This window comes from Streptomyces sp. NPDC001920, assembly GCF_053594495.1.
Window position 1 is genome coordinate 49,146 of the sequence record NZ_JBSFEP010000032.1, and the last position, 19,059, is coordinate 68,204.

Below are 19,059 nucleotides of genomic sequence, written 5' to 3' on the forward strand. Positions count from 1 at the left end.
CGTACGGATTGGCATGCTGCGGCGGCTGAGCAGGAGGAGTGGGGTACCCCTGCTGGGGAGGCATGGGATACGGGGCCTGGGCAGGCGGGTAAACGGGCTGCTGAGCGGGATACCCGGGGGCGGGGTGGGGTGCCACGCCATGAGCGACTGGCCCGACGCCGGGGTGACGACGGCTTCGAGCCACGGCGAATACCACGACCGCGGCGATCACGGCACCGACAATGAGGATGCCGACGACCAGGACGATTGCGCCCATTCGAGGAGTGTCCCTTCTCGTTCTCGGAACTGAAGTCGCTGCTGCAAGGCAATATGCCGATGAAACTCTGCTCAGCCTGCGAGGTCATTTCATCGGCAGCAGCGCGGTCGCCTTGTCCCTACTGGCCCTGGTACGGGGGCTGCTGATTGTAGGGGCCGGGCTGCTGTGGCGCCTGTCCCGGAGGGGCGTACGGCTGCCCCGCGGACGGGTACGGGGGATGCTGCGAGCCGCCACTGCCAGCGCCAGGGCCGCCGCCGTTGCGCCGGCTACGGAGGACGGCGAAGGCGATGGCGCCGATGACCACGACGACTGCGACACCACCGGCGAGAAGGAGAAGGCTGCCGGAAGAGGACTTCTTCTTCTTGGCCCGAGCGGACTGGTCCGTCCCCTTGGCCGCCTCGCTGGAAGTCGAGGTGGACGACGAGAGCTGACCAAGAGGGTTCTTCTTGGGCCCGGCGGGGATGTCCATCGTCAGCGCCGAGTAGGGGCGCACGATTCCGTAGCCGTATTCCTCGTCGGGCGCCTTCAATCCCTTGTGGTGGGCGAAGGTGGCCGTCTTGATCAGGCGGTTGATCACCTGGCCTGCGGTGAGGTCGGGGTACTTGGATCGGACGAGGGCGGCGGCGGCGGATACATAGGCCGTGGCATCCGAAGTACCGGTAGACAAAGTGTATTGCCTCGAATTGGTCGGATCCGCAGCAAGAACCTCTACGCCGGGAGCCATCAGGGCAAGCCCCTTGCCGCTGTTTGAGCCCTCCCAGCGGTTCGCGTTCTTATCGATGGCCCCAACAGCGACCACACCAGGTAGCGCTGCTGGCTCGTCGACAGCGATGGAGCCGTCGTTTCCAGCACCAGCCACGACGACAACGTCGTGAGCTTGCGCATAAGCGATTGCCTCCCGACCATCGCTGAGGGTCTTTCCGCCATCATTGGCGAAAGAGAGGTTAATGACCTTCACACCCTGGTCTACGGCATATCGAACCGCTGCAGCCCAAGTCTCGTCATGCAGTGGGTCCTTCTCCGTCTGAAGAGCACGCAGCGGCAGGATCTTCGCCTTCGGTGCAAGACCGACCATGCCGGATGCGTTCCCCGCGCCATGGCCGTGACCAGCAATGATGCTGGCCATGATCGTCCCGTGTCCGAGCTTGTCCTCTTGAGCGTTACCTCCTCCGGTGAAGTCTTTACCCGCGAGGACCTGCCCAGTTAGGTCGGGATGACTGGCATCGACTCCAGAGTCGACTACGGCAACGGTAACGCCCTGCCCTTGGGATTCAGCCCAAACGTCTTCTACCGCAAACGCGTTCAAAACCCATTGCTGGTCTCTTACGTAGTCCGCCGATGCGGTTGGGGCGTTAGTGAGGAGCAAAGCTCCTGTCAGTGCCACGACTCCCGCCGCAGACCGGGCTCGCTTGAAACTCACTGCTTTACTCCTCACATAACTACGACTGGTACCACCAGCCCTCATACGAGCGGGCCGCACGCTAGTCGTGCGGCCCGACTCGTGTACTACTCGATGGTCCGCGGCACGTTGCGGTTCCGGTCCTCTTCCGAGATCCAGGTCTCTTCGTCCTCGACCAGGTAGTCGGGACGTTCGCTCTGGTTGCCCTCGTTCTCAGACCGTCGACCGTTGCGTGCACCCATGCCGCCAGCCATTCCACCAGCCATGCCGCCGCGCTGGGTTCCGCCACGGCTGCCGTGCAGGCCCGCGCCACCGCCAGCGCCCTTGCCAGCAATGCCCTTAGCCGCGCCTACAACACCACCACGAGCCTTGGCGAGGGCCCCACGGCCCCCGCCAGCAGCAGCACCGCCTCGGCCAGCGGCACCGGCTCCGGCACCACCCATACCACCGATACCGGCCCGGCCTCCGGCGCCACGACCTGCTGCCGCGCCACCGCCAGCCATACCACCGCGACCGCCCGCTACCCCAATGCCACCACGCCCGGCCGTGGCGCCACGACCGAGGCCGGCTCCTCCGCCAGGTGCCACGAAGCCCGGGCCCTGCCCACCGCCGGTGCCAAGGCCTCCGCCACCGCCCCCAGCACCTCCGGTGCTCGGAGGAAGGCCGGGACCTGTCAATCCAGGCGTGAGGCTGTCCACCTTCGTCCTGGTTGTCGGCAGTTGCGTGCCACCCGTGATGCCCCCGTCACGGGGAACTGTCGGAGCTGGCTTCACAGTAGCTGTCGGTCCGGCACTCCACGGCTTGGGAGCCGAGCCTGATGCCCCTGGGCGCGACGCCCCACCGGTAGGCGGCGTAACGGGCGGCGGATACTCTACGTCGCGGTTGGGGTCCTTGATGTTGCCTCTGTCATCGACGACCACTCGGTTCCTATCCAGGTTTCCCTTTACCCGGATGTACTGGGCCGCAAGATTCTCCATAACGGCAACACCGTTGAGCTGGGCTTCCCGGCTTGCGCCGATCTTGCCCTCGTTAATCTCCGCTACTTCCTTAGCAGTCAGCTTGCGGTCCTGGAGGTCACTGGCGACGGCTTCGCCATTGTCCCACTTCCAGTCGCTGAGAGCGTCGCCGACCTTAGCCCAACCACTGGGCTCTTCGATTTGATCCAACTGCGCCTTGAACCGCCGGAGCTGCGAGCCAGCGTCAGCCATCTGTGAGCTGTTGAGATCGGCGTGCCAAGCCGCATTCCTGATGCTCTGGGAGATTTCTCGGGCCTTCTTCTCGAAGCTCCGAGCCGCATCTCCTTCCCAATGCTCCAGGACATTGTCGACCGCCTTGTCGAGCAGCCCGGCGATGCCACCACCCTCGCCACCGGAAAGAATGTCGTTGACCTTGCCCCAGTGACGACCAGCCTCCTCAATCGCGCCGGGGTTGGTACCCTCAAGCATCTGCTTGAGTTCCTTCAGCGAGTACTCAATGAATTGAGTCTTGGTCTGAGGTCGCCCAGGATCCGCGACGCAGGTGTCGTTCACGATTTCGGGCTTGGGCAGGTCCTTTTCACCAGCCATTTTGAACTCCTCCCTCTACAGGTGATTCTCGAACCGACTACCTTGCAAACGAGCCGTTCGAGTTCCCCGTGTCACCACCCATTTGGTTCTTGTTCGCGTACTCCTGCTCGGTGTACTTGTCCTTGACCTTGGAGGTGCTCGTGCCGAACTTGTCGATCAGTCCATGCAGGCTCTTGATCGCTGTCTCGAGATCGGACTTCATGGTCCCGTGAGCCGCATGCAGATCCCCGGCCTCCTTGAAGAGGCACGAATTCCCGAACGCATCCATCGGGATCTCCGTGTTGTACCGAGACGTCTGCCCGGCCTTATCCATATCGTCCAGCAACGTCCACAGCTTCCGGATGACCTCATCCAGCGCGCTGAGATCAACCCGCATCCCGTTACTCATACCCCGTTGTCCTCTCCCCTGTTGTCCAAGTCGTCAGCACCACCCGGTGCCCAAGTCATCGCCCAACTCCGCTGCCGGACCGGCCAACTCGCCGACTACGCCAGTCCCGCACAGCTACCCCGCTCCCCGCAACCACGAGAGCCAGCGCAAGTCCCGTGCCGAGTACGTAGATCGCCACCCGGCGTTCCCGCTCCGTCTCCGTCTCGCCCATGGTCACGGCCATCGGTACGACTCCGCCGGAGCCGGCTGCGACCGGCTGGTCCGGCTTCGGAGTGGTGCCCGGGGTCGAGTCGTCGGTCAAGGCGGCGACCGGGTCGACGACACCCCAGCCGATGAACGGGTTGGGGCCGCGGCCGGGGCGCTGTGCCGTTTCCTCGATGCGCGTGGCGATCTGGGACGCGGTCCAGTCCGGGTACTTCTCCTTCAGCAGCGCCGCGACGCCCGCGACGTACGGTGCCGCGAAGCTCGTGCCGTCCGCGGTGCACTGGCCTTTCGTCGGGACCGTGGAGACCATGCCGACGCCCGGTGCCGCGACGTCGACGAAGTCGCCGGACTGGGAGAAGAAGGCGCGTTCGTCGTTGCGGTCGGAGGCCGCAACCGCCAGGACGCCCTCGTACGAAGCGGGGTACGTCTTGCCGGTGTTGCCGTCGGCGCCGTCGTTCCCGGCGGCGGCGATGATGAGGGCACCTTTCTGCACGGCGTCCGCGACGGTCCGCCGCAGGGGGCCGTTGTCCTTCTTGTTCGCGGTGTCCGACGAGATGTTGATGACGTCCGCGCCCTTGGCGACCGCGTCCCGGATCGCGGCGGACATCGTGCCCGAGTCGCCCTGCTTCTCCTCCCCGCCGGTGTAGCGGTAGGAGAGGATCTTGGCCTTCGGTGCGATGCCCACGAAGCCCGTGCCCTTGATCGGGCGGGCCGCGATGATGCCGGCGACCCGGGTGCCGTGGCCCTCGATGTCCTCGGTGGCGGGGCCGTCGACGTAGGTGTCCCCGCCGGCCACGGCGGCGGTCAGCTGGGGATTGCTCTTGTCGACGCCCGTGTCGATCACCGCGACCGTGACGCCCTCGCCCTCCGCCTGCGCCCACAGCTGGTCCAGGAGGATCCGCTGCAGCGACCAGGGCGTGGACTTGATGACGTCACCGCCGAAGACGCACTCCGTACTGTTCGACAGGCCGAAGTCCGTCCTGCCGGAGCCGCCGCCCGAAGCAGGAGCGCCCGAGTCCGCGAGGTGGGTGGGTACCGCCGTGTCCGCCGGTGCAGCCTGTGCCGCCGAAGCGAGCGGCGCGGGCGGTGCCGACACGAGGCAGATCCCGGTCACCGCGAGCACGCCGAAGGCCCGCTGCAGTGCGCGGGTTCCACCGTTGCGGCTACGCGAGCGGGCTGTGCGGCCCGCCACGTTCAGGCCTCTCATGTTCAGGCCCCCCAGGGCTTCCTTGCCGTCGTGCTTCCTACTACGAAGCTGGGTCATGTCTGTGTCACCGGTGTGGCGACGTGTGTGAATGTTTGCGGAATTTGCTGTGTGCGCCTCTGTGGAGGCTTCGCGTGCCCCCGCAGGAGCCTCGTGCGGTTCCGCGGAACCAGTGGTCGACCCTGAAGCAGAGGTCGGCCCAGCGGACGCCATCGCGTCGGCTGGGCCGATTCTCTTCATCTCATGTCCCTCGGGTCGCCGACGGGCTCAGCCCCAGGTCTGGGCGTTGCTCTTCTCAGTGGCCTGGTAGTTCTCGGCGGCGTTCTGCAGCGCCGTGGAGATCTTCAGCAGGGTCGCGTGCAGGTCAGCGGCGGTCTTGTCCCACTCGCGCTGCTTGCGCTGGTAACCCTCCTGCGCCTCACCCTCCCAGGTGTTGGCGACGCGCTTGACCGCGGCCTCGAGGTCGTCCAGCTGCTGCTTGATGCGACCGGCGGTCGTCTTCACGTCCGTGGACGCGTTGGTGATCGTTGCGTAATTGACGAGGATCGACATCGTCATTCCCTTTCAGGAAGAAATCTAAGGAAGTCGGTGGAAATCAGGAAGAGTTGGAGGGCTCCGTCAGCTGCTGAAGCACTTCCGACCGAAACGGCTGGATCAGCCGAAGTCGGACATGATCTTGCTGATCTCGGAGTTCTGCTGCTCTTCGGACGCGGAGTAGTTGCTCCGCGTGGAGTCCACGGCTTCCTTGATGTCGTTGAGGATGTCGCTCATCCTCTTCGCGTCCGCGTTCCAGCGGTCCTGCAGCTGGCGGTACGACTGGGCCGCCTGGCCCTTCCAGCCGCCGGCGATCTGGTCGATCACTCCGTTGAGGCGGCGGATCTCGCCCTGCAGCTGGCCGTTGACAGTGCTGATGTCACCGGAGAGCTTGGTGAGTTCGTCCTCTGTTACCCGGAACTGGCCGGCCATGATGAACCTTCCCCCATGTCGTCGTTGATCCGGGAAACCTGTGCCGGTGCCCGGAGAAGCTTCGCACGCTTGAGCGCTGCAAACACTCTATCGTCAGCCTGTCACTCAACCACAGGCACGGCCAATCAGTTACACGGCTCACACACTTGGGCGATCATCCTGTGACCCGTGCGCCGTCTTACTCCAAGTGCTGCTGCCCGTCGGCCCGTTGGCCGTCGGCCGACGGGCGCGTCGGACGTCGGTCGCCCCGCAGGGCCCGCCGTCACTGGCTCTGCGGCTGGGCCGCGCTCCCGGTGTCGAGCATGGGGCCCTTCGAGATGAACGCCGCCCACGTCTGGGGCACGATCGCGGGCCTGGCGACGTCCTCGTAGCCCAGCCGCGTCCGCGCCTTGTCCGTCTCGGTGGCACCGCCCTGCGACGAGGACGAGGACGAAGCACCGGCGTCCGTGCCCGCTTGGCTGTCGTTGTTCGACGGGAGCGAGTACCGCAGTCCCGTGTCCGTCAGCAGGTACCAGCCGCCTCCGCCGCCCGCCTTGCCGGTGACTTCCTGGAAGAGGAGACCCGAGCCGGACGAGACGTACGCGCTCTGCGCGTCGGTGATGACCTTCTTGGGGTAGGCCGTTCCGGCCCAGGTGGCGAGCTGCGGCCTGTTGCCCTCGCCGATCGTTCCCTTGTAGACGCTGCACGAGGTCGTGAGGGCCCGGCCGGTCGCCGTCTTCGCGGGGTTGGCCTGCTGCGGAACGGCCTGGGGCCAGCCCTTGTCGGCGTAGAAGAAGTTCGCCTCGCCGTTGTTGGCGGCGATGATCTGCTGCGGGTTCACCTCGATGTCGGTGATCGGGTCCGTCCCGTACGCCTTGTCCGCGTCGGGCGACCGCTTGAGCAGGTCGGCGACGAACGGCGTGATGGCGGCGACCTCGTTCTTGAGGACGACGTAGTACTGCTCGCCCTGCGCGTCCCGCGCCTTGAGCACCCGGCCCACGGTGCTCGCCTCGGCGGGGAGCCCCTGGACCGATGTGGGCCCGCCGATCGACGGGACCGTCGGGAAGGTGATGACCCCGCCTTCGTTGAAGGTGCGCAGCCACTCCCGGCTCACCGGCTGCGGTTCGGCCCTGCTGCCGATGACGGCGGCGCGCAGCTGCGCCATGGTGGTCTCGTCGAGCCCCGCCTGGTCACCGAGCAGGAAGAGGTTGCCGTTGCCGTCCGCGAGGAACTCCCGGCCGGTCTGTTGGTCCACCACGTACAGGGCCTCGCGGTGGTTGACCCGGCCGGAGTCGCTCAGCGACTTGGCGTCCTCGTCGTCGAAGACGAAGACGGCACGGTCGACGGCGTTCTTGGCGCCCGGCGCCGGACGCTCGCACACCGCCCACGTCTTCGGCTTCTCCGCGTCCTCCTTGGAGGGCAGCCGGTCGGGGGCGTAGGGGATGCCGATCGTCGCGCCGTGCCGGATGCCGCTCTTGTCGATCTCCTTGCCAGGGACCTCCAGAACGCTGCCCTTGCCCTTGTCGAGCAGCAGCTTGGCGGAGGCGTAGTTGAGGACGGGGTGGAGCACCTTCTCCACCTTGCCGTCCTTCGGGTCGGGGTCGAGGACCACATACCGCGTCGTCGAGTCGCTGTCGACGATGATGTGCTCGCCCGGTGTGTCCCAACCCTTGGGCGCCGTGGGCTTGATCACGCCCCAGGCGATGAAGCCGATCACCAGAACGACGCCGACGGCGAGGCTGGGCATCACCGTGCGGACGGGGCGCGGTGCGCCTTCCTCCGAGCCGCCCGGTGACGGCGCCAGGAACGCCGCGACGGTGCGCTTGCGAGCGAACGTGTAGGCGGCGAGCTCATCCCGACGCTGCTTTGCCATGGTCCCCGTGTCTCCCGATGTGTACTGCTCGATCGCGTTCGTACCGCTCGATCACCTTGTGATGACCGGTGGCGTTCGTGGTGCTCGACCGTGCCCGAAAGCTCAACAATGCTCCGTGAGCGCGGCCTTGTCGTGCTCGAAGTCGTGCTCGAAGTCGTACTCGAAGTCACGCCCGTAGTCCTTCTCACGGTCGCGCTCGCAGTCGTACTCGTAGTCCTTCTCGCAGTCGCGCTCGCAGTCGTGCTGGTAGTCCTGCTCGCAGTCGTGCGCGAAGGTCACGTCGGCCACGCAGGCACCTACTATGCCCTGCGCCGCCGGACGACGATTCATCAGGTGGGCGGCCGACCCCGCATCTTCACAGAGCTTCACCACAGCGCTCCACCACCGTGGGCCCGTCCGTGGCACTCTGACCACCTGGGGTTTCGGTGTCCCCTGTGTCACCTCGACTTCCGCAGCGGGTACCGTGAGCCACTCGCATGGATGTCGTGGGCCGTCGGGCCCCTGGCCCGTCGCCGGAATCCCGGACAGAGGATTCCGCCCCACGAGATGGGCCGATACTTCGCGAAAGGGATGTCCCGGGGGATGACCAGCGCTACGAGCACTCGGCGCGGACGCCGCGCACCGCAGCAACAGGGAGGGCCGAGCGGCAGACGTACGCCGAACGCCCCGGCCTCCCCCGCCGCCGCGTCGCCGCGCACGCTGCCCCGTCCCGGCGGTCTGGGCCCGGTGCGGCTGCAGCAACTCGTCCTGGTGGAGCTCGCGGCCGCGGTCATGCTGGCCGCCTGGGCCGCCGACACGTCGTGGCTGCTGGTTCCGGCCGGTGTCGTGGCGGCGTTGCTGCTCCTCCTGGCGGTCCTGCGCCGGGGTCGTCGCCCGCTGCCCGAGTGGTACGAGACGTCGCGCGCCCTCAGGCAGCGCCGGCGCGACGCCAAGGCTCCCGTCCCGCCGGGGACGGACGCGATGATGGCACCGGTCGTGGAGTGCGACCCCGCCCTGCGGACGTACTCCTTCGTCTCCCGTGACGACCGTTCGATCGGCATGATCGGTGACGGGACCTTCCTGACGGCCGTGCTCTTCGTGCAGCCGGGCGACGAGCCGCTGCGCCCGGGGGCCGCCGGACGGCAGTTGCCGCTGCGGCTGATCCAGGACGCCCTGGAGGTCGACGGCATCCGGCTCGCCTCCGTGCAGGTCGTGCAGCACACCCAGCCGGCGCCCGCGCCGCACCTGCCGCAGCAGTCGCTCGCCGCGCGTTCGTACGGCCCCCTTCAGTCGCAGGCCGGTTCGCCCGCGCTGCGGCTCACCTGGGTCGCCCTCAAGCTCGATCCGGAGCTGTGCCCGGAGGCGGTGCAGGCGCGCGGGGACGGTGTTCCCGGTGCGCAGCGGGCGCTGTTGCGGGTGGCCGACCAGCTGGCGAGCCGGCTCGCCGGGGCCGGTTTCAAGGCGACGATCCTGGACGAGACCGAGCTGGTGCAGGCGCTGGCGACGTCCAGCTGCCTCAACCCGCGTGCCAACGCCCAGCACTCCCAGGAGGGCCGGGCACCCCAGCGTCGTACGGTCGAGGCGGTGCGGACCTGGCGGGTGGACGACCGTTGGCACACCACGTACTGGGTGTCGCGCTGGCCGCAGTTGGGCAGCGGCGGTGTGGCGCTGCCCGAGCTGGTGACGCGGTTCACGTCGTTGCCCGTGCTCGCCACCACGTTCAGCATGACCCTGAGCCGGGCCGGCAACCGCGGTGTCGCCCTCACCGGGCACATCCGCGTCACGGCCCGCGGTGACGACGAACTCGGCCAGGTGGGGCGCGAGTTGGAGCGGGCCGCGAGTGCCGCGAAGGTCGGCCTCGTCCGTCTGGACCGGGAGCAGGTCCCCGGTGCCCTCGCCACTCTGCCGCTCGGAGGTACGTACTGATGTCCCAGCCCGCCCCGACGATGCCCCCGGGACAGCAGGGCCGCACCCCCGCACGCACGCCCGCGCACGTGGCCTCGCCCACGGACACCGGCATGATCCCGATCATCCGGCAGCCGGAGCCTCCTCAGCAGCAACGCCGTATCTTCAGCCCGGGGTTCGGGCTGCGCGGTCCGCGCCGCAACCGCCATGTGGTGACCGCCGACGAACTCGCGGCGATCAGCATGCCGCTCGGTGACGACGGTGTGATCATCGGCACCGACCCGGAGTCGCAGCCGGCCGTGCTCGGGCTGGCCCGCCCCACCCCGTTCGACGTCGTCCTCGTGGGCGGCCTGTGGCTCGCCCAGGTGCTGGCGCTGCGCGCCGCGGCGACCGGTGCGCGCGTCGGTGTGGAGACCGGACGTCCGCAGGCCTGGCAGCAGTTGGCCCAGGCGGCCGGCGGCGGTCAGCAGTGCGTGACGGTCTATCCCGTGGGCCGGGTGCCCGCGCAGGGTCCGTCCGTGTCGAGTCCGGTCGTGCTGTTCCGGGACTGCGGTATCCGGCCGCCGCGCGGGCGGGTCACGTCGGTGCCGTGGCAGTCCGTGGTGACGGTGCTGCCGTTCGTCAGCGAACACGCGCCGCGTTGGCTGTCCCAGGCGCATCTCGTCGGGATCCAGCGCATCTCGCCGTTCGAGACCGAGGTCGTACGGGACACCCTGGGCGTGCCCGAGGAGCATCTCCAGCACCTGCCGACCCTTCACGACGGCGTCGCACTGTGGTGCACTCGCAAGCACCACAAGTTCGTCATGACCGAAGCCACGGATGCGGAGACGGGTCTGCTCGGTGTGGCCCGCCGTATGGACTGACGCGTCGTCGCCTGCGCGGCGGGGTGCGGACAAGTCGCTCCCATGGGGCGTTTTCGTCCGCCCCCATGGGGGCTTTTCCGTCCCGCCATGCGAGTGATTAGGCTTCTGGTGGTGCGGTGACGATCGCAGTCGCGTGGGACTCGCCACTCGGTCCGCCCGGCCGCGACGACGACCAGCTCAGCAGCAGTGGCTGACCAGGAGGCAAGCAGTGAACAGGGATCGGTCCGAGTACAACGGCGGGAGCCCTTCCTCGGACGGGGACGATCACGAGGTGGATCTGACGGGCGAGTTCGAAATCGTCTACACACCTCCCGCCTGGTACGCCCAAGGCACGCAGGGTGGCTCCGCGTCCGGCGCTCAGCAGGACACCGGGCACACGTCACCACCACCGCCGACCGGACCACCGATCGGTACACCCACCGGGCCCCCGGGCGGCCCCGGCGCGCAGGGTCCCGCACCGGCCCAGCCGCCCGCGCAGGGCACACCGCGACCGCCCGCACAGCCCTCGCAGCCGACGCCGGCCCAGGGCACGGCCACGGGTGGATACGGGTTCCCGCAGCAGCCCGCGCCGGGTCCGGTGCCCGCGGCGGGTGGCTACGGCTATCCCCAGCAGCCGGGCGGCCAGGACACGTCGGGTGGTTTCGGCGCGCCCCAGCCGAACCACGACACGTCCGGCGGTTACGGCTACCCCCAGCAGCCCGCCCAGGGCACGTCGGGCGGCTTTGTCGCGTCCCCGCAGCAGACGCCCGCGCAGCCGCCCGCCGTGGCACCGCAGCAACCGCCCGCCGCCGCACCGCAGCAGCCGCCCGCCGCCGCACCGCAGCAGGCCGCCCAGGCCCAACCGCCCGCCGCCGCGCCCGGCTTCCCCGTGCTGCGCCCGGTCGAGGAGGACGCCCAGGCCGCACCGCCCGCACCCGCACCCGCACCCGCCCCCACCCCTGCGGCCGGCGTTCCGGCGGCGCCCGAGCCCGAACAGCCCGCCCCGGCCCAGCCGGTGGCCGAGCACCCGATGGCCGAGCAGCCGATGGCCGAACAGCGGGAGGCCGAGGAGCGGGAGGCCGAGCTCAACCACGCCGCCGCCGACGCGGAGGCGGCACGGCTGTTCGGCGGTGCCGACGACGATGAGCCGGAGGAGCGGCGCGACGAGGCGGAGACGGACGACACCGCCGCGTCCGTGACGGGAGCCGAGGACGAGGGACCGGCGCCGGTCGGGTCCGACGACTCCCCCGCGCCCGACGCCACGCAGCCCGAGGCCGGCACCGCGCCGGTTACGGCGGAGGCGGAGCCGCAGGCGCCGCAGCCGGAACCGGAAGCGGAGGCACAGCCCGCGCCGGTCCCCGTACAGCAGCCCGAGGCACAGGGCCAGCCCGCCGCTCAGGGCCAGCAGCCGCAGCCCGCCGGCCAGGTGCCCGCACCGCCCCAGGCCGGCCAGCCGCTGCCCCCGCTGCCCCAGGGTTTCGTGCCCGCGAACCCCGCCCAGGGGGCCCCGCAGCAGCCGGGCCAGCCCGACCCGCAGGCCGCTGCCGCCGCAGCCGCCGCGCAGGCCGGCGCATACGGCTACCCCCAGCACCCGGGCCAGCCCGCCCAGCCCGACCCGCACGCCGCAGCCGCAGCCGCAGCCGCGCAGGCCGCCGCCGCACAAGCCGGCGCATACGGCTACCCCCAGCACCCGGGCCAGCCCACCCATCCGCAGCAGCCGCACCCCGGCCACCCCGCGCCGCCGCAGGGCTCCTTCGGCCCGGCCCAGCAGCCCGGTCACCCGGCCCAGCAGCCCGGTCACCCGGCGCAGCAGCAACCCGGCCACCCCGGGGCGCAGGGCGGTCAGCCCGCGCCGGTCGACCCGCGCCAGGCGGGCGGGCCCGCGCAGCCGCAGCCGCAGCCGTATCCGCAGCAGCCCACCCCACCGCAGGCCGCCGGTTACGGCTACCCGCAGCAGCCCCAGCCCGGTTACGGCTACCCGCCCCAGCAGGCGGGCTACGGCTACCCGCAGCCTGCCCAGGCGCAGCAGCCGGCTGCCCCGCAGCCCCCGGCCCAGCCGGAGCAGCAGGCGCCGCAGCAGCACCCCGCCCAGAACCCGGCCGTCCCGCCCGCCGCCTACGGCAACCAGGGCCAGCCGGGCAACCAGGGCTGGACCGCCCCGCCCGGGCCGCAGGCCGGACCCGGCGCTCCGCAGCAGCAGCAAGCCGCGCCCGGAACCCCGCTCGGCTACAACGCCGCCGTGGAGCTGTCCTCCGACCGGCTGCTGCGCAACCAGCCCAAGGCCCGCAAGAACAACCAGGGCCCGTCCCGCTTCAAGCTCGGTGCCAAGAAGGAGCAGGCGGAGCGGGAGCGGAAGCTGGGTCTGATCCGTACGCCGGTGATGTCCTGCTACCGGATCGCGGTCATCAGCCTCAAGGGCGGCGTCGGCAAGACGACGACGACCATGTCGCTGGGCGCCACGCTCGCCACCGAGCGGCAGGACAAGATCCTGGCGATCGACGCCAACCCGGACGCCGGCACCCTCGGCCGACGGGTGCGGCGCGAGACGGGCGCGACCATCCGTGACCTGGTGCAGGCGATCCCGCAGCTGAACAGCTACATGGACATCCGTCGCTTCACCTCGCAGGCGCCCTCCGGTCTGGAGATCATCGCCAACGACGTGGACCCGGCGGTCTCCACCACGTTCAACGACCAGGACTACCGCAGCGCGCTCGACGTGCTGGGCCGGCAGTACCCGATCATCCTCACGGACTCGGGTACGGGGCTGCTCTACAGCGCGATGCGCGGGGTGCTGGACCTCGCCGACCAGTTGATCATCATCTCCACGCCGTCGGTGGACGGTGCGAGCAGCGCCTCGACGACGCTCGACTGGCTGTCGGCGAACGGTTTCGCGGACCTCGTCCAGCGGTCGGTCACGGTGATCTCCGGTGTCCGCGAGACGGGCAAGATGATCAAGGTGGAGGACATCGTCGCGCACTTCGAGACCCGCTGCCGCGGTGTCGTCGTGATCCCGTTCGACGAGCACCTGGCGGCGGGCGCCGAGGTGGACCTCGACATGATGCGGCCCAAGACGCGCGAGGCCTACTTCGACCTCGCCGCCCTCATCGCCGAGGACATCGCCCGCACCCAGCAGGGCTTCGGCAACCCGAACATGCAGTACCAGCAGCACCCGCAGCAGGGGTACGACCAGCACCCCCAGCAGGGCTACCCGCCCCAGCAGCAGCCGCCGCAGCAGCCGTACGCCCAGCCGGGCGGCGCCCCGCAGCCCGGTCAGGGCTGGGGCCAGGCCCCGCAGCAGCCCGCGCCCGGTCAGGGCTGGCAGCAGCAGGCGCCGCCGCCCCAGGACCCCCAGCAGCCCCAGCAGCAGGGCGTCGTACCGCCCGGCTGGACACAGCAGTAGCGCGACCCCGTACGCAACGAAGGGCGGCCGGTGCCTGTGAGGCACCGGCCGCCCTTCGGCGTCGCGGGGTGGCTACTCGGCCGCCGCCACCAGTTCGCGGCAGCGCTTCACGTCTTCGGCCATCTGCTCCAGCAGGGCGTCCAACGTCTCGAACTTCGCCTGGCCGCGGACGAAGGCGAGGAAGTCGACGGCGACGTGCAGGCCGTACAGGTCCAGGCCGACCCGGTCGATCGCGTACGCCTCCACCGTGCGCTCGGTGCCGTCGAACTGGGGGTTGGTGCCGACGGAGATGGCCGCGGGCATCGCCTCGCCCTGGGCGTGCAGCCAGCCGGCGTAGACGCCGTCGGCGGGGACGGCGGTGTGGGGCAGTGTCTCGACGTTGGCGGTCGGGAAGCCGAGCTCGCGCCCCCGCTGGGCGCCGCGGACGACCACGCCCTCCACGCGGTGCGGGCGGCCCAGGATCTCGGCGGCGCCGGTGACGTCGCCCTCGGCGACCAGACGGCGGGTCAGGGTCGAGGAGAAGGGTTCGCCGCCTCCCGCCTCGCCGGTCACGTACAGGTCCACGACCTCGACCTCGAAGTCGTAGACCTTGCCCTGTTCGGCGAGGAACTCGACGTCGCCCGCCGCGCGGTGTCCGAAGCGGAAGTTGGGGCCTTCGACGACGGCCTTGGCGTGCAGCTTGTCGACGAGGACCTTGACGACGAAGTCGGCCGGCGACAGCTTCGAGAACTCGGTGGTGAAGGGCAGGATCAGCACCGCGTCCACGCCCAGTTCGCCCATCAGCTCGGCGCGGCGGTGGTGCGGCGCGAGCAGGGGCGGGTGGCTGCCGGGGCGGACGACCTCGCTGGGGTGCGGGTCGAAGGTGACGACGACCGCGGGGACGCCCAGCTCGCGGGCGCGTTCCACGGCATGCCGGATGATCAGCTGGTGTCCGCGGTGGACGCCGTCGTAGGAGCCGATGGTGACGACGCTGCGCCCCCAGTCCTCGGGGATGTCCTCCAAGCCACGCCAGCGCTGCACTGTGCCTGCTCCTTGTCGCAAACTCGTCGAACTCGTGTCCGTCTGTGCCTCAGACGCTCTTACGCAGGTCTAAGGGTGCCATGCCGGGCGCCCCGGGCACGCATCGGCATCGGGCTGTGACCGGGTGCACGCACGGACGCGCTGGTCATGCGGGAACTCGTACGCCCGCCAGGTTCTCGATCATCCGGCGCGTGCTCGGGCCGACCACGGCCGCCCACTCCTGGGGGCTCGCGGCGAGCCAGCCGGCGACCCGCCCGGCGAAGCCCGGAACGCGGCGGCCCAGGTCGACCAGGCCCCGGTCGAATCGGGCGGCGCCGTCCGGGGTGCGGACCAGGAGCAGGCCGGTGTGTCGGACGAGGCCGTGAAGGTCGCCGTCCGCCCGGTCGCCGCCCTGGTGGACCGCTGCGCGCAGGAGGGCTTCCAGGACGGCCGGAGCGTGCTCGTGGGTGAGGAGGAACTCGAGGAGTTCACCACGCAGGGGGCGCGATTCGGGGGCGCCGGGAGCGGCGAGTACGGCGGCGAGGGCGGCCCGCACCTGGTCCGTGCCGCCGTCCAGCAGCCCGGTGACCAGCGGGAACAGTACGGCACGGGCCGCGGGGCCGTGGTCGAGGCGCCGGTCGACGTAAGCGGCCACATCGGCGGCGGTCTCGGGGCGCCGCCCCACCGCCTCCCGGACCAGGGCGGCGACGCGGCGGGCGAGGGCCGGTGTGGTGACGTCGGCGAGGGTGCGCAGCGCCTCACCGGCCTCCGGCCGCTTCAGGCGCTCACGGAACGCTTCCAGGACCGGTTCGGGGTGGGTCGCCAGGGCGGCGACCAGGGCGCTGGGCGGCACCTGCGGGTCGGCGGCGGCGAAGAGCGCCAGCGCCTGCGGCAGGTGGCGGGTCCGGGTGCGCGGGTCCCGGACGAGGAGGGCGAGGGCGCCGCCGTGGAGGGTGGTGTCGGCGGGGCGGGCGAGCAGGGCCCGGGCGGCGCGGCGCAGGAGCTCGAGGTCGGTCTCGGCGTGGACGTGGGGCGCGGCACGCAGCCCGTAGGTCACCGCCGCGACGCGCCGCCGGGGTCGTTCGTCGTGTGCCCAGCGGTCGACGGCCCGGCAGACGGCGGACGGCTCCTCCTCCGCCAGTACGGCGAGGAGTTCGTCGGCCTTGCGGTGCGCGCTGTCGACGAGCGTCTCGGTGAGGTCGTCGAGGGCGCGGTGGCGGTGGGTGTAGAGCAGTGCCTGGGCCGCGCGGGCGACGGTCGCGTGCGGGGTGGCGGGCAGGGGGCGGTCGTCGTCGAACCAGCGGGTGAGGTGCGGTTGGACGGCGGCGGGGGTGGTGGCGAGGAGGTGGGCGGCGGCGTCGAGGTAGCGCGCGTCGTGGACGCCGGTCGAGGGGGGTCCCGGCACCGGGGGGCCGCCGGGGTGGAAGGGGCCGGTGGTGTACGGGAGGGGGTCGGTCACGGCGTCGGTCCTCGCGCCGTCGGTGCCCTGGGGCGGGCCGTCGGCGCGGACCAGGTCGCGCAGGAGGTCGAAGCGGTCGGTGTCCGAGAGCCGCAGGGCGGTCCAGAAGCCGGGGCCGAAGTCCGGCGGTGCGGGGCGTCCGCGGTGCCGCCAGGCCACGATGTGGTCGACGAGCAGGCGCAGTACGTCCAGGTACGGCGTCGCGTCCGGGACGCGCACCAGGGTCTCGGACAGGAGCCGGGAGGCCCACCAGGAGTCCCCGTCGGCGTCGAGGGCGTACGTCAACTGGTCGAGGTGTTCGGCCAGCCGGGCGCTTCCGTGCTGCCGCGCCAGGTGGAGCAGGGCCTGCACCACGGGGCCGATGCGGTGGTGCGGTACGGGGAGGGGGTGCACGGCGTCGGGGTGGCTGCGGCGGCGGTGCACCAGGGCCTTGAGTGCCTCGTCCAGGTCCAGGTGCATGCCCTGGATCCAGTCGGCGAGTTCCTCGTGGGCGAAGCGGTAGCCGTTGCCGGCCGGCACGAGGAGGCCCTCGGTGAGGACCGCGGAGGCCCAGCCGGTGCCGCCGCCGAGTCTGGCGGGGGCGGGGCCCCAGGGGAACACGGCCTCGAACGACTCCCGGTCGAGTTCGCCCTGCCCGGGCCCCAGGCTGCGTCGGGCGGCCTCGTGGACCTGGCCGGAGACCTTGGCGGCGAGGCGGCGTACGGCGGTTCCGCGCAGCCCGTTCTGCGCGGCGAGGCGCACGGCGATGCGCAGGCACATCAGGTCGAGGTGGGCTGAGAGCACGTCGTCACGGTCGGCCCGCCGAGGCGCCGGGGTGCCGGGGAGGGCGGCGCGCACCTCGGAGAGCAGGCGCAGGGTGAGGGGGTGCCGGGCGTCGGGGGCGGCGAGGGCGCCTTCCGGGATGCCGTACCGGGCGCGGGCCTGCCGTGCCTCGTCGGGGGTGAGGTCACCGAGCCGTACGCAGGCCGGAGACGGCCGGTCGGCCTCCCGCACCGCACACTCACCGGCCCGGTGCAGCGACTCCTCCGGAAACGCGGCCTCCTCCCAGTACTCGGCCCCGCACGCCACGATCAGCCGCGCCCCGGTCTCCCGCAGCCAACGCGCCGTGCCCTGCGTCCAGTTCGCCAGGCGGTGCGCCAGGAACGGCGGCATCTCCTCGGGACCGTCGAGGAGCAGCAGCAGGGGGCGGCCGGTGGCGTGGGAGAGGTGGGCCAGGCGCTCCGGGGAGGTGTCGCCCAGGGCGGTGGAGCCGGCCGGCAGGGAGGCGGCCACGATGCGGGCCGCCCGGTTCAGCGCACGACGCGCGGCGTCGGCCACCGAGGTGTCGTGGTCCTTGAGGTCGGCGCCGCGCAGCCACAGCGTGGGGGCCGGTTCGGGACCGTGGTGGCGGCGCGCGGCCAGGGCGGCGAGTTCGGTGGTACGGCCACTGCCCGGAGCTCCGACCAGGCCCAGGATCGCGGCCCCGCCCCGCAGGAAGGCGTCGAACTCCCGTGCCACCGAGGCGCGTTCGACGGGCGCCTGAGCCCCCGCTCCCCCGCCGTCCGCCCGCCCGGCGCGTCCCGGCGTCTCCGGTGGACCGTCCTGCGCCACCGACGTGGCCGTCAGTTCGAGGACTCCGGCCACGTTCAGGTCGGCGCCGTACGCCGGCACCGTCGCCGCGTTCTTCGCGAGCAGGTCGGCCAGCGGTCCGTGGGACGTCGGCCGCAGCGGCACGGCGAGGACGGCGTCACGGTCACCGGACCGCAGGGCCCTGCCGAGCACGCCCACGACCGCGCCGGTCCCGGCGTCCAGCACCGGTCCTCCGGCCGCTCCGGCGCCCATCCGCAAGGCGTCCCGCCCGGCGGTCCCGACCGCCAACTCCACGGCGCCGTCGAGCAGATGGACCCCGTCCGTCGCCTGGTACGTCGCACAGGCCGCCCCCAGTACCCGTGCCTCCCGCCAGCCACCGGCCGCGATCCGCACGTACGTACCCGTCTCGGCCCGGTCCCGCACCGCCACCGGCAGCGGGGCCACGCCCAGTCCCTCCGTGCGTACGAGGGCCAGGTCGCACGCGGGCAACGCGATCACCGCGCTCGCGGAGACGGCGCAGCTGCGGCCCCCCTCGACAGCGCACAGGACGAGACGGGACAGGCCGTCGACGACCTCGTGGCCGGTGACGACCGTGCCGTGGTGGTCGGCCACGAAACCGAGGCCCCGGGGCCGTCCGCCGAGGTCGTGGATCCGGACCAGGGCCCGGTCGCCGGAGGGCGACGACCCGCCCGAGGCGCATCCGGTCCGCGGCTCCTGCCCGGCCGGTGTGCACCGCTCCCCCTCGGCGTCGGACGGCCCCCAGGCCCCCCGGCCCGCCCACGTGTCCCCCGCCGCACCCGGCATCCGGCGGCCCCCGCCCGCCTGCGGGCCCCGTTCCGCCATCGTCGAACCTCCACGCCGTACGTCCGCGCGCCCCGCACACCCGCGCGCTGCTGTCGACGGTAGGCGCGAGATGATCAGTGGGACAGATCGCGTGACGAACGCGCCCCCTTCCGCTCCCTCGGTTCACTCCGAGCGCCCGCACGGACGGGTGAACAGGCGGGGGTCGTTGGATACACCCTAGGGGTGGGGGAACCGAGGGGGACCGCGGAGCGACGGGCAGTGGACGACC

General features: G+C 71.2%; 13 protein-coding genes. 3 read left to right on the forward strand and 10 right to left on the reverse strand.

Annotation, left to right across the window (positions count from 1 at the left end):
• Positions 1–374: 374 nt before the first annotated feature.
• The 8 genes from mycP (ACWCPI_RS36805) to ACWCPI_RS36840 form a co-directional block, all read right to left on the reverse strand.
• The gene (gene mycP / locus ACWCPI_RS36805) at positions 375–1,676 is read right to left on the reverse strand and encodes a type VII secretion-associated serine protease mycosin (RefSeq protein WP_451042319.1); all 1,302 of its coding nucleotides are present in this window, start codon (positions 1,674–1,676) and stop codon (positions 375–377) included.
• Positions 1,677–1,762: 86 nt separating this feature from the next.
• The gene (locus ACWCPI_RS36810) at positions 1,763–3,220 is read right to left on the reverse strand and encodes a hypothetical protein (RefSeq protein ID WP_451042320.1); all 1,458 of its coding nucleotides are present in this window, start codon (positions 3,218–3,220) and stop codon (positions 1,763–1,765) included.
• Between the two features lie 37 nt (positions 3,221–3,257).
• Positions 3,258–3,608 (reverse strand): hypothetical protein, encoded by a 351-nt coding sequence (locus tag ACWCPI_RS36815; protein WP_388812610.1) that lies wholly within the window; start codon positions 3,606–3,608, stop codon positions 3,258–3,260.
• A gap of 55 nt (positions 3,609–3,663) precedes the next feature.
• Positions 3,664–5,019 (reverse strand): type VII secretion-associated serine protease mycosin, encoded by a 1,356-nt coding sequence (gene mycP, locus ACWCPI_RS36820; RefSeq protein WP_451042321.1) that lies wholly within the window; start codon positions 5,017–5,019, stop codon positions 3,664–3,666.
• Between the two features lie 264 nt (positions 5,020–5,283).
• The gene (locus tag ACWCPI_RS36825; RefSeq protein ID WP_451042322.1) at positions 5,284–5,574 is read right to left on the reverse strand and encodes a WXG100 family type VII secretion target; all 291 of its coding nucleotides are present in this window, start codon (positions 5,572–5,574) and stop codon (positions 5,284–5,286) included.
• A 96-nt stretch (positions 5,575–5,670) separates the two neighbouring features.
• The gene (locus ACWCPI_RS36830; protein WP_019754507.1) at positions 5,671–5,982 is read right to left on the reverse strand and encodes a WXG100 family type VII secretion target; all 312 of its coding nucleotides are present in this window, start codon (positions 5,980–5,982) and stop codon (positions 5,671–5,673) included.
• A gap of 262 nt (positions 5,983–6,244) precedes the next feature.
• Complete coding sequence (gene eccB, locus ACWCPI_RS36835; RefSeq protein ID WP_451042323.1) at positions 6,245–7,834, reverse strand: type VII secretion protein EccB; 1,590 nt, start codon at positions 7,832–7,834, stop codon at positions 6,245–6,247.
• Positions 7,835–7,936: 102 nt separating this feature from the next.
• Positions 7,937–8,203: a hypothetical protein gene (locus ACWCPI_RS36840; RefSeq protein WP_451042324.1), complete on the reverse strand. Its 267-nt coding sequence runs from the start codon at positions 8,201–8,203 to the stop codon at positions 7,937–7,939.
• Between the two features lie 213 nt (positions 8,204–8,416).
• Here ACWCPI_RS36840 and eccE point away from each other — a divergent pair, with 213 nt between their 5' ends.
• The 3 genes from eccE (at position 8,417) to ACWCPI_RS36855 (ending at position 13,960) form a co-directional block, all read left to right on the forward strand.
• Complete coding sequence (gene eccE / locus ACWCPI_RS36845; RefSeq protein ID WP_451042325.1) at positions 8,417–9,739, forward strand: type VII secretion protein EccE; 1,323 nt, start codon at positions 8,417–8,419, stop codon at positions 9,737–9,739.
• The gene (locus ACWCPI_RS36850; protein ID WP_451042326.1) at positions 9,739–10,581 is read left to right on the forward strand and encodes a hypothetical protein; all 843 of its coding nucleotides are present in this window, start codon (positions 9,739–9,741) and stop codon (positions 10,579–10,581) included. Before eccE ends, ACWCPI_RS36850 begins: the two co-directional genes overlap by 1 nt.
• A 208-nt stretch (positions 10,582–10,789) precedes the next feature.
• The gene (locus ACWCPI_RS36855; protein WP_451042327.1) at positions 10,790–13,960 is read left to right on the forward strand and encodes an SCO5717 family growth-regulating ATPase; all 3,171 of its coding nucleotides are present in this window, start codon (positions 10,790–10,792) and stop codon (positions 13,958–13,960) included.
• Positions 13,961–14,032: 72 nt separating this feature from the next.
• On the opposite strand, the gene ACWCPI_RS36860 is transcribed toward ACWCPI_RS36855, so the two are convergent.
• Both ACWCPI_RS36860 and ACWCPI_RS36865 read right to left on the reverse strand, forming a co-directional pair.
• Entirely contained in the window at positions 14,033–14,980 is a 948-nt protein-coding gene (locus ACWCPI_RS36860) for a bifunctional riboflavin kinase/FAD synthetase (RefSeq protein ID WP_388812589.1), read from the reverse strand.
• Positions 14,981–15,125: 145 nt separating this feature from the next.
• A complete protein-coding gene (locus ACWCPI_RS36865; protein WP_451042328.1) occupies positions 15,126–18,830 on the reverse strand; it encodes a trypsin-like peptidase domain-containing protein in 3,705 nt (1,234 codons plus the stop codon).
• Between the last annotated feature and the right edge of the window lie 229 nt (positions 18,831–19,059).

Excerpts from the sequence above, each read along its gene's own strand:
- ACWCPI_RS36850 (WP_451042326.1), top strand. The coding sequence starts at position 9,739 with ATGTCCCAGCCCGCCCCGACGATGCCCCCGGGACAGCAGGGCCGCACC.
- ACWCPI_RS36865 (WP_451042328.1), bottom strand. The coding sequence starts at position 18,830 with ATGGCGGAACGGGGCCCGCAGGCGGGCGGGGGCCGCCGGATGCCGGGT.
- ACWCPI_RS36810 (WP_451042320.1), bottom strand. The coding sequence starts at position 3,220 with ATGGCTGGTGAAAAGGACCTGCCCAAGCCCGAAATCGTGAACGACACC.
- ACWCPI_RS36825 (WP_451042322.1), bottom strand. The coding sequence starts at position 5,574 with ATGACGATGTCGATCCTCGTCAATTACGCAACGATCACCAACGCGTCC.
- mycP (WP_451042321.1), bottom strand. The coding sequence starts at position 5,019 with ATGAGAGGCCTGAACGTGGCGGGCCGCACAGCCCGCTCGCGTAGCCGC.
- ACWCPI_RS36830 (WP_019754507.1), bottom strand. The coding sequence starts at position 5,982 with ATGGCCGGCCAGTTCCGGGTAACAGAGGACGAACTCACCAAGCTCTCC.
- ACWCPI_RS36815 (WP_388812610.1), bottom strand. The coding sequence starts at position 3,608 with ATGAGTAACGGGATGCGGGTTGATCTCAGCGCGCTGGATGAGGTCATC.
- eccE (WP_451042325.1), top strand. The coding sequence starts at position 8,417 with ATGACCAGCGCTACGAGCACTCGGCGCGGACGCCGCGCACCGCAGCAA.
- eccB (WP_451042323.1), bottom strand. The coding sequence starts at position 7,834 with ATGGCAAAGCAGCGTCGGGATGAGCTCGCCGCCTACACGTTCGCTCGC.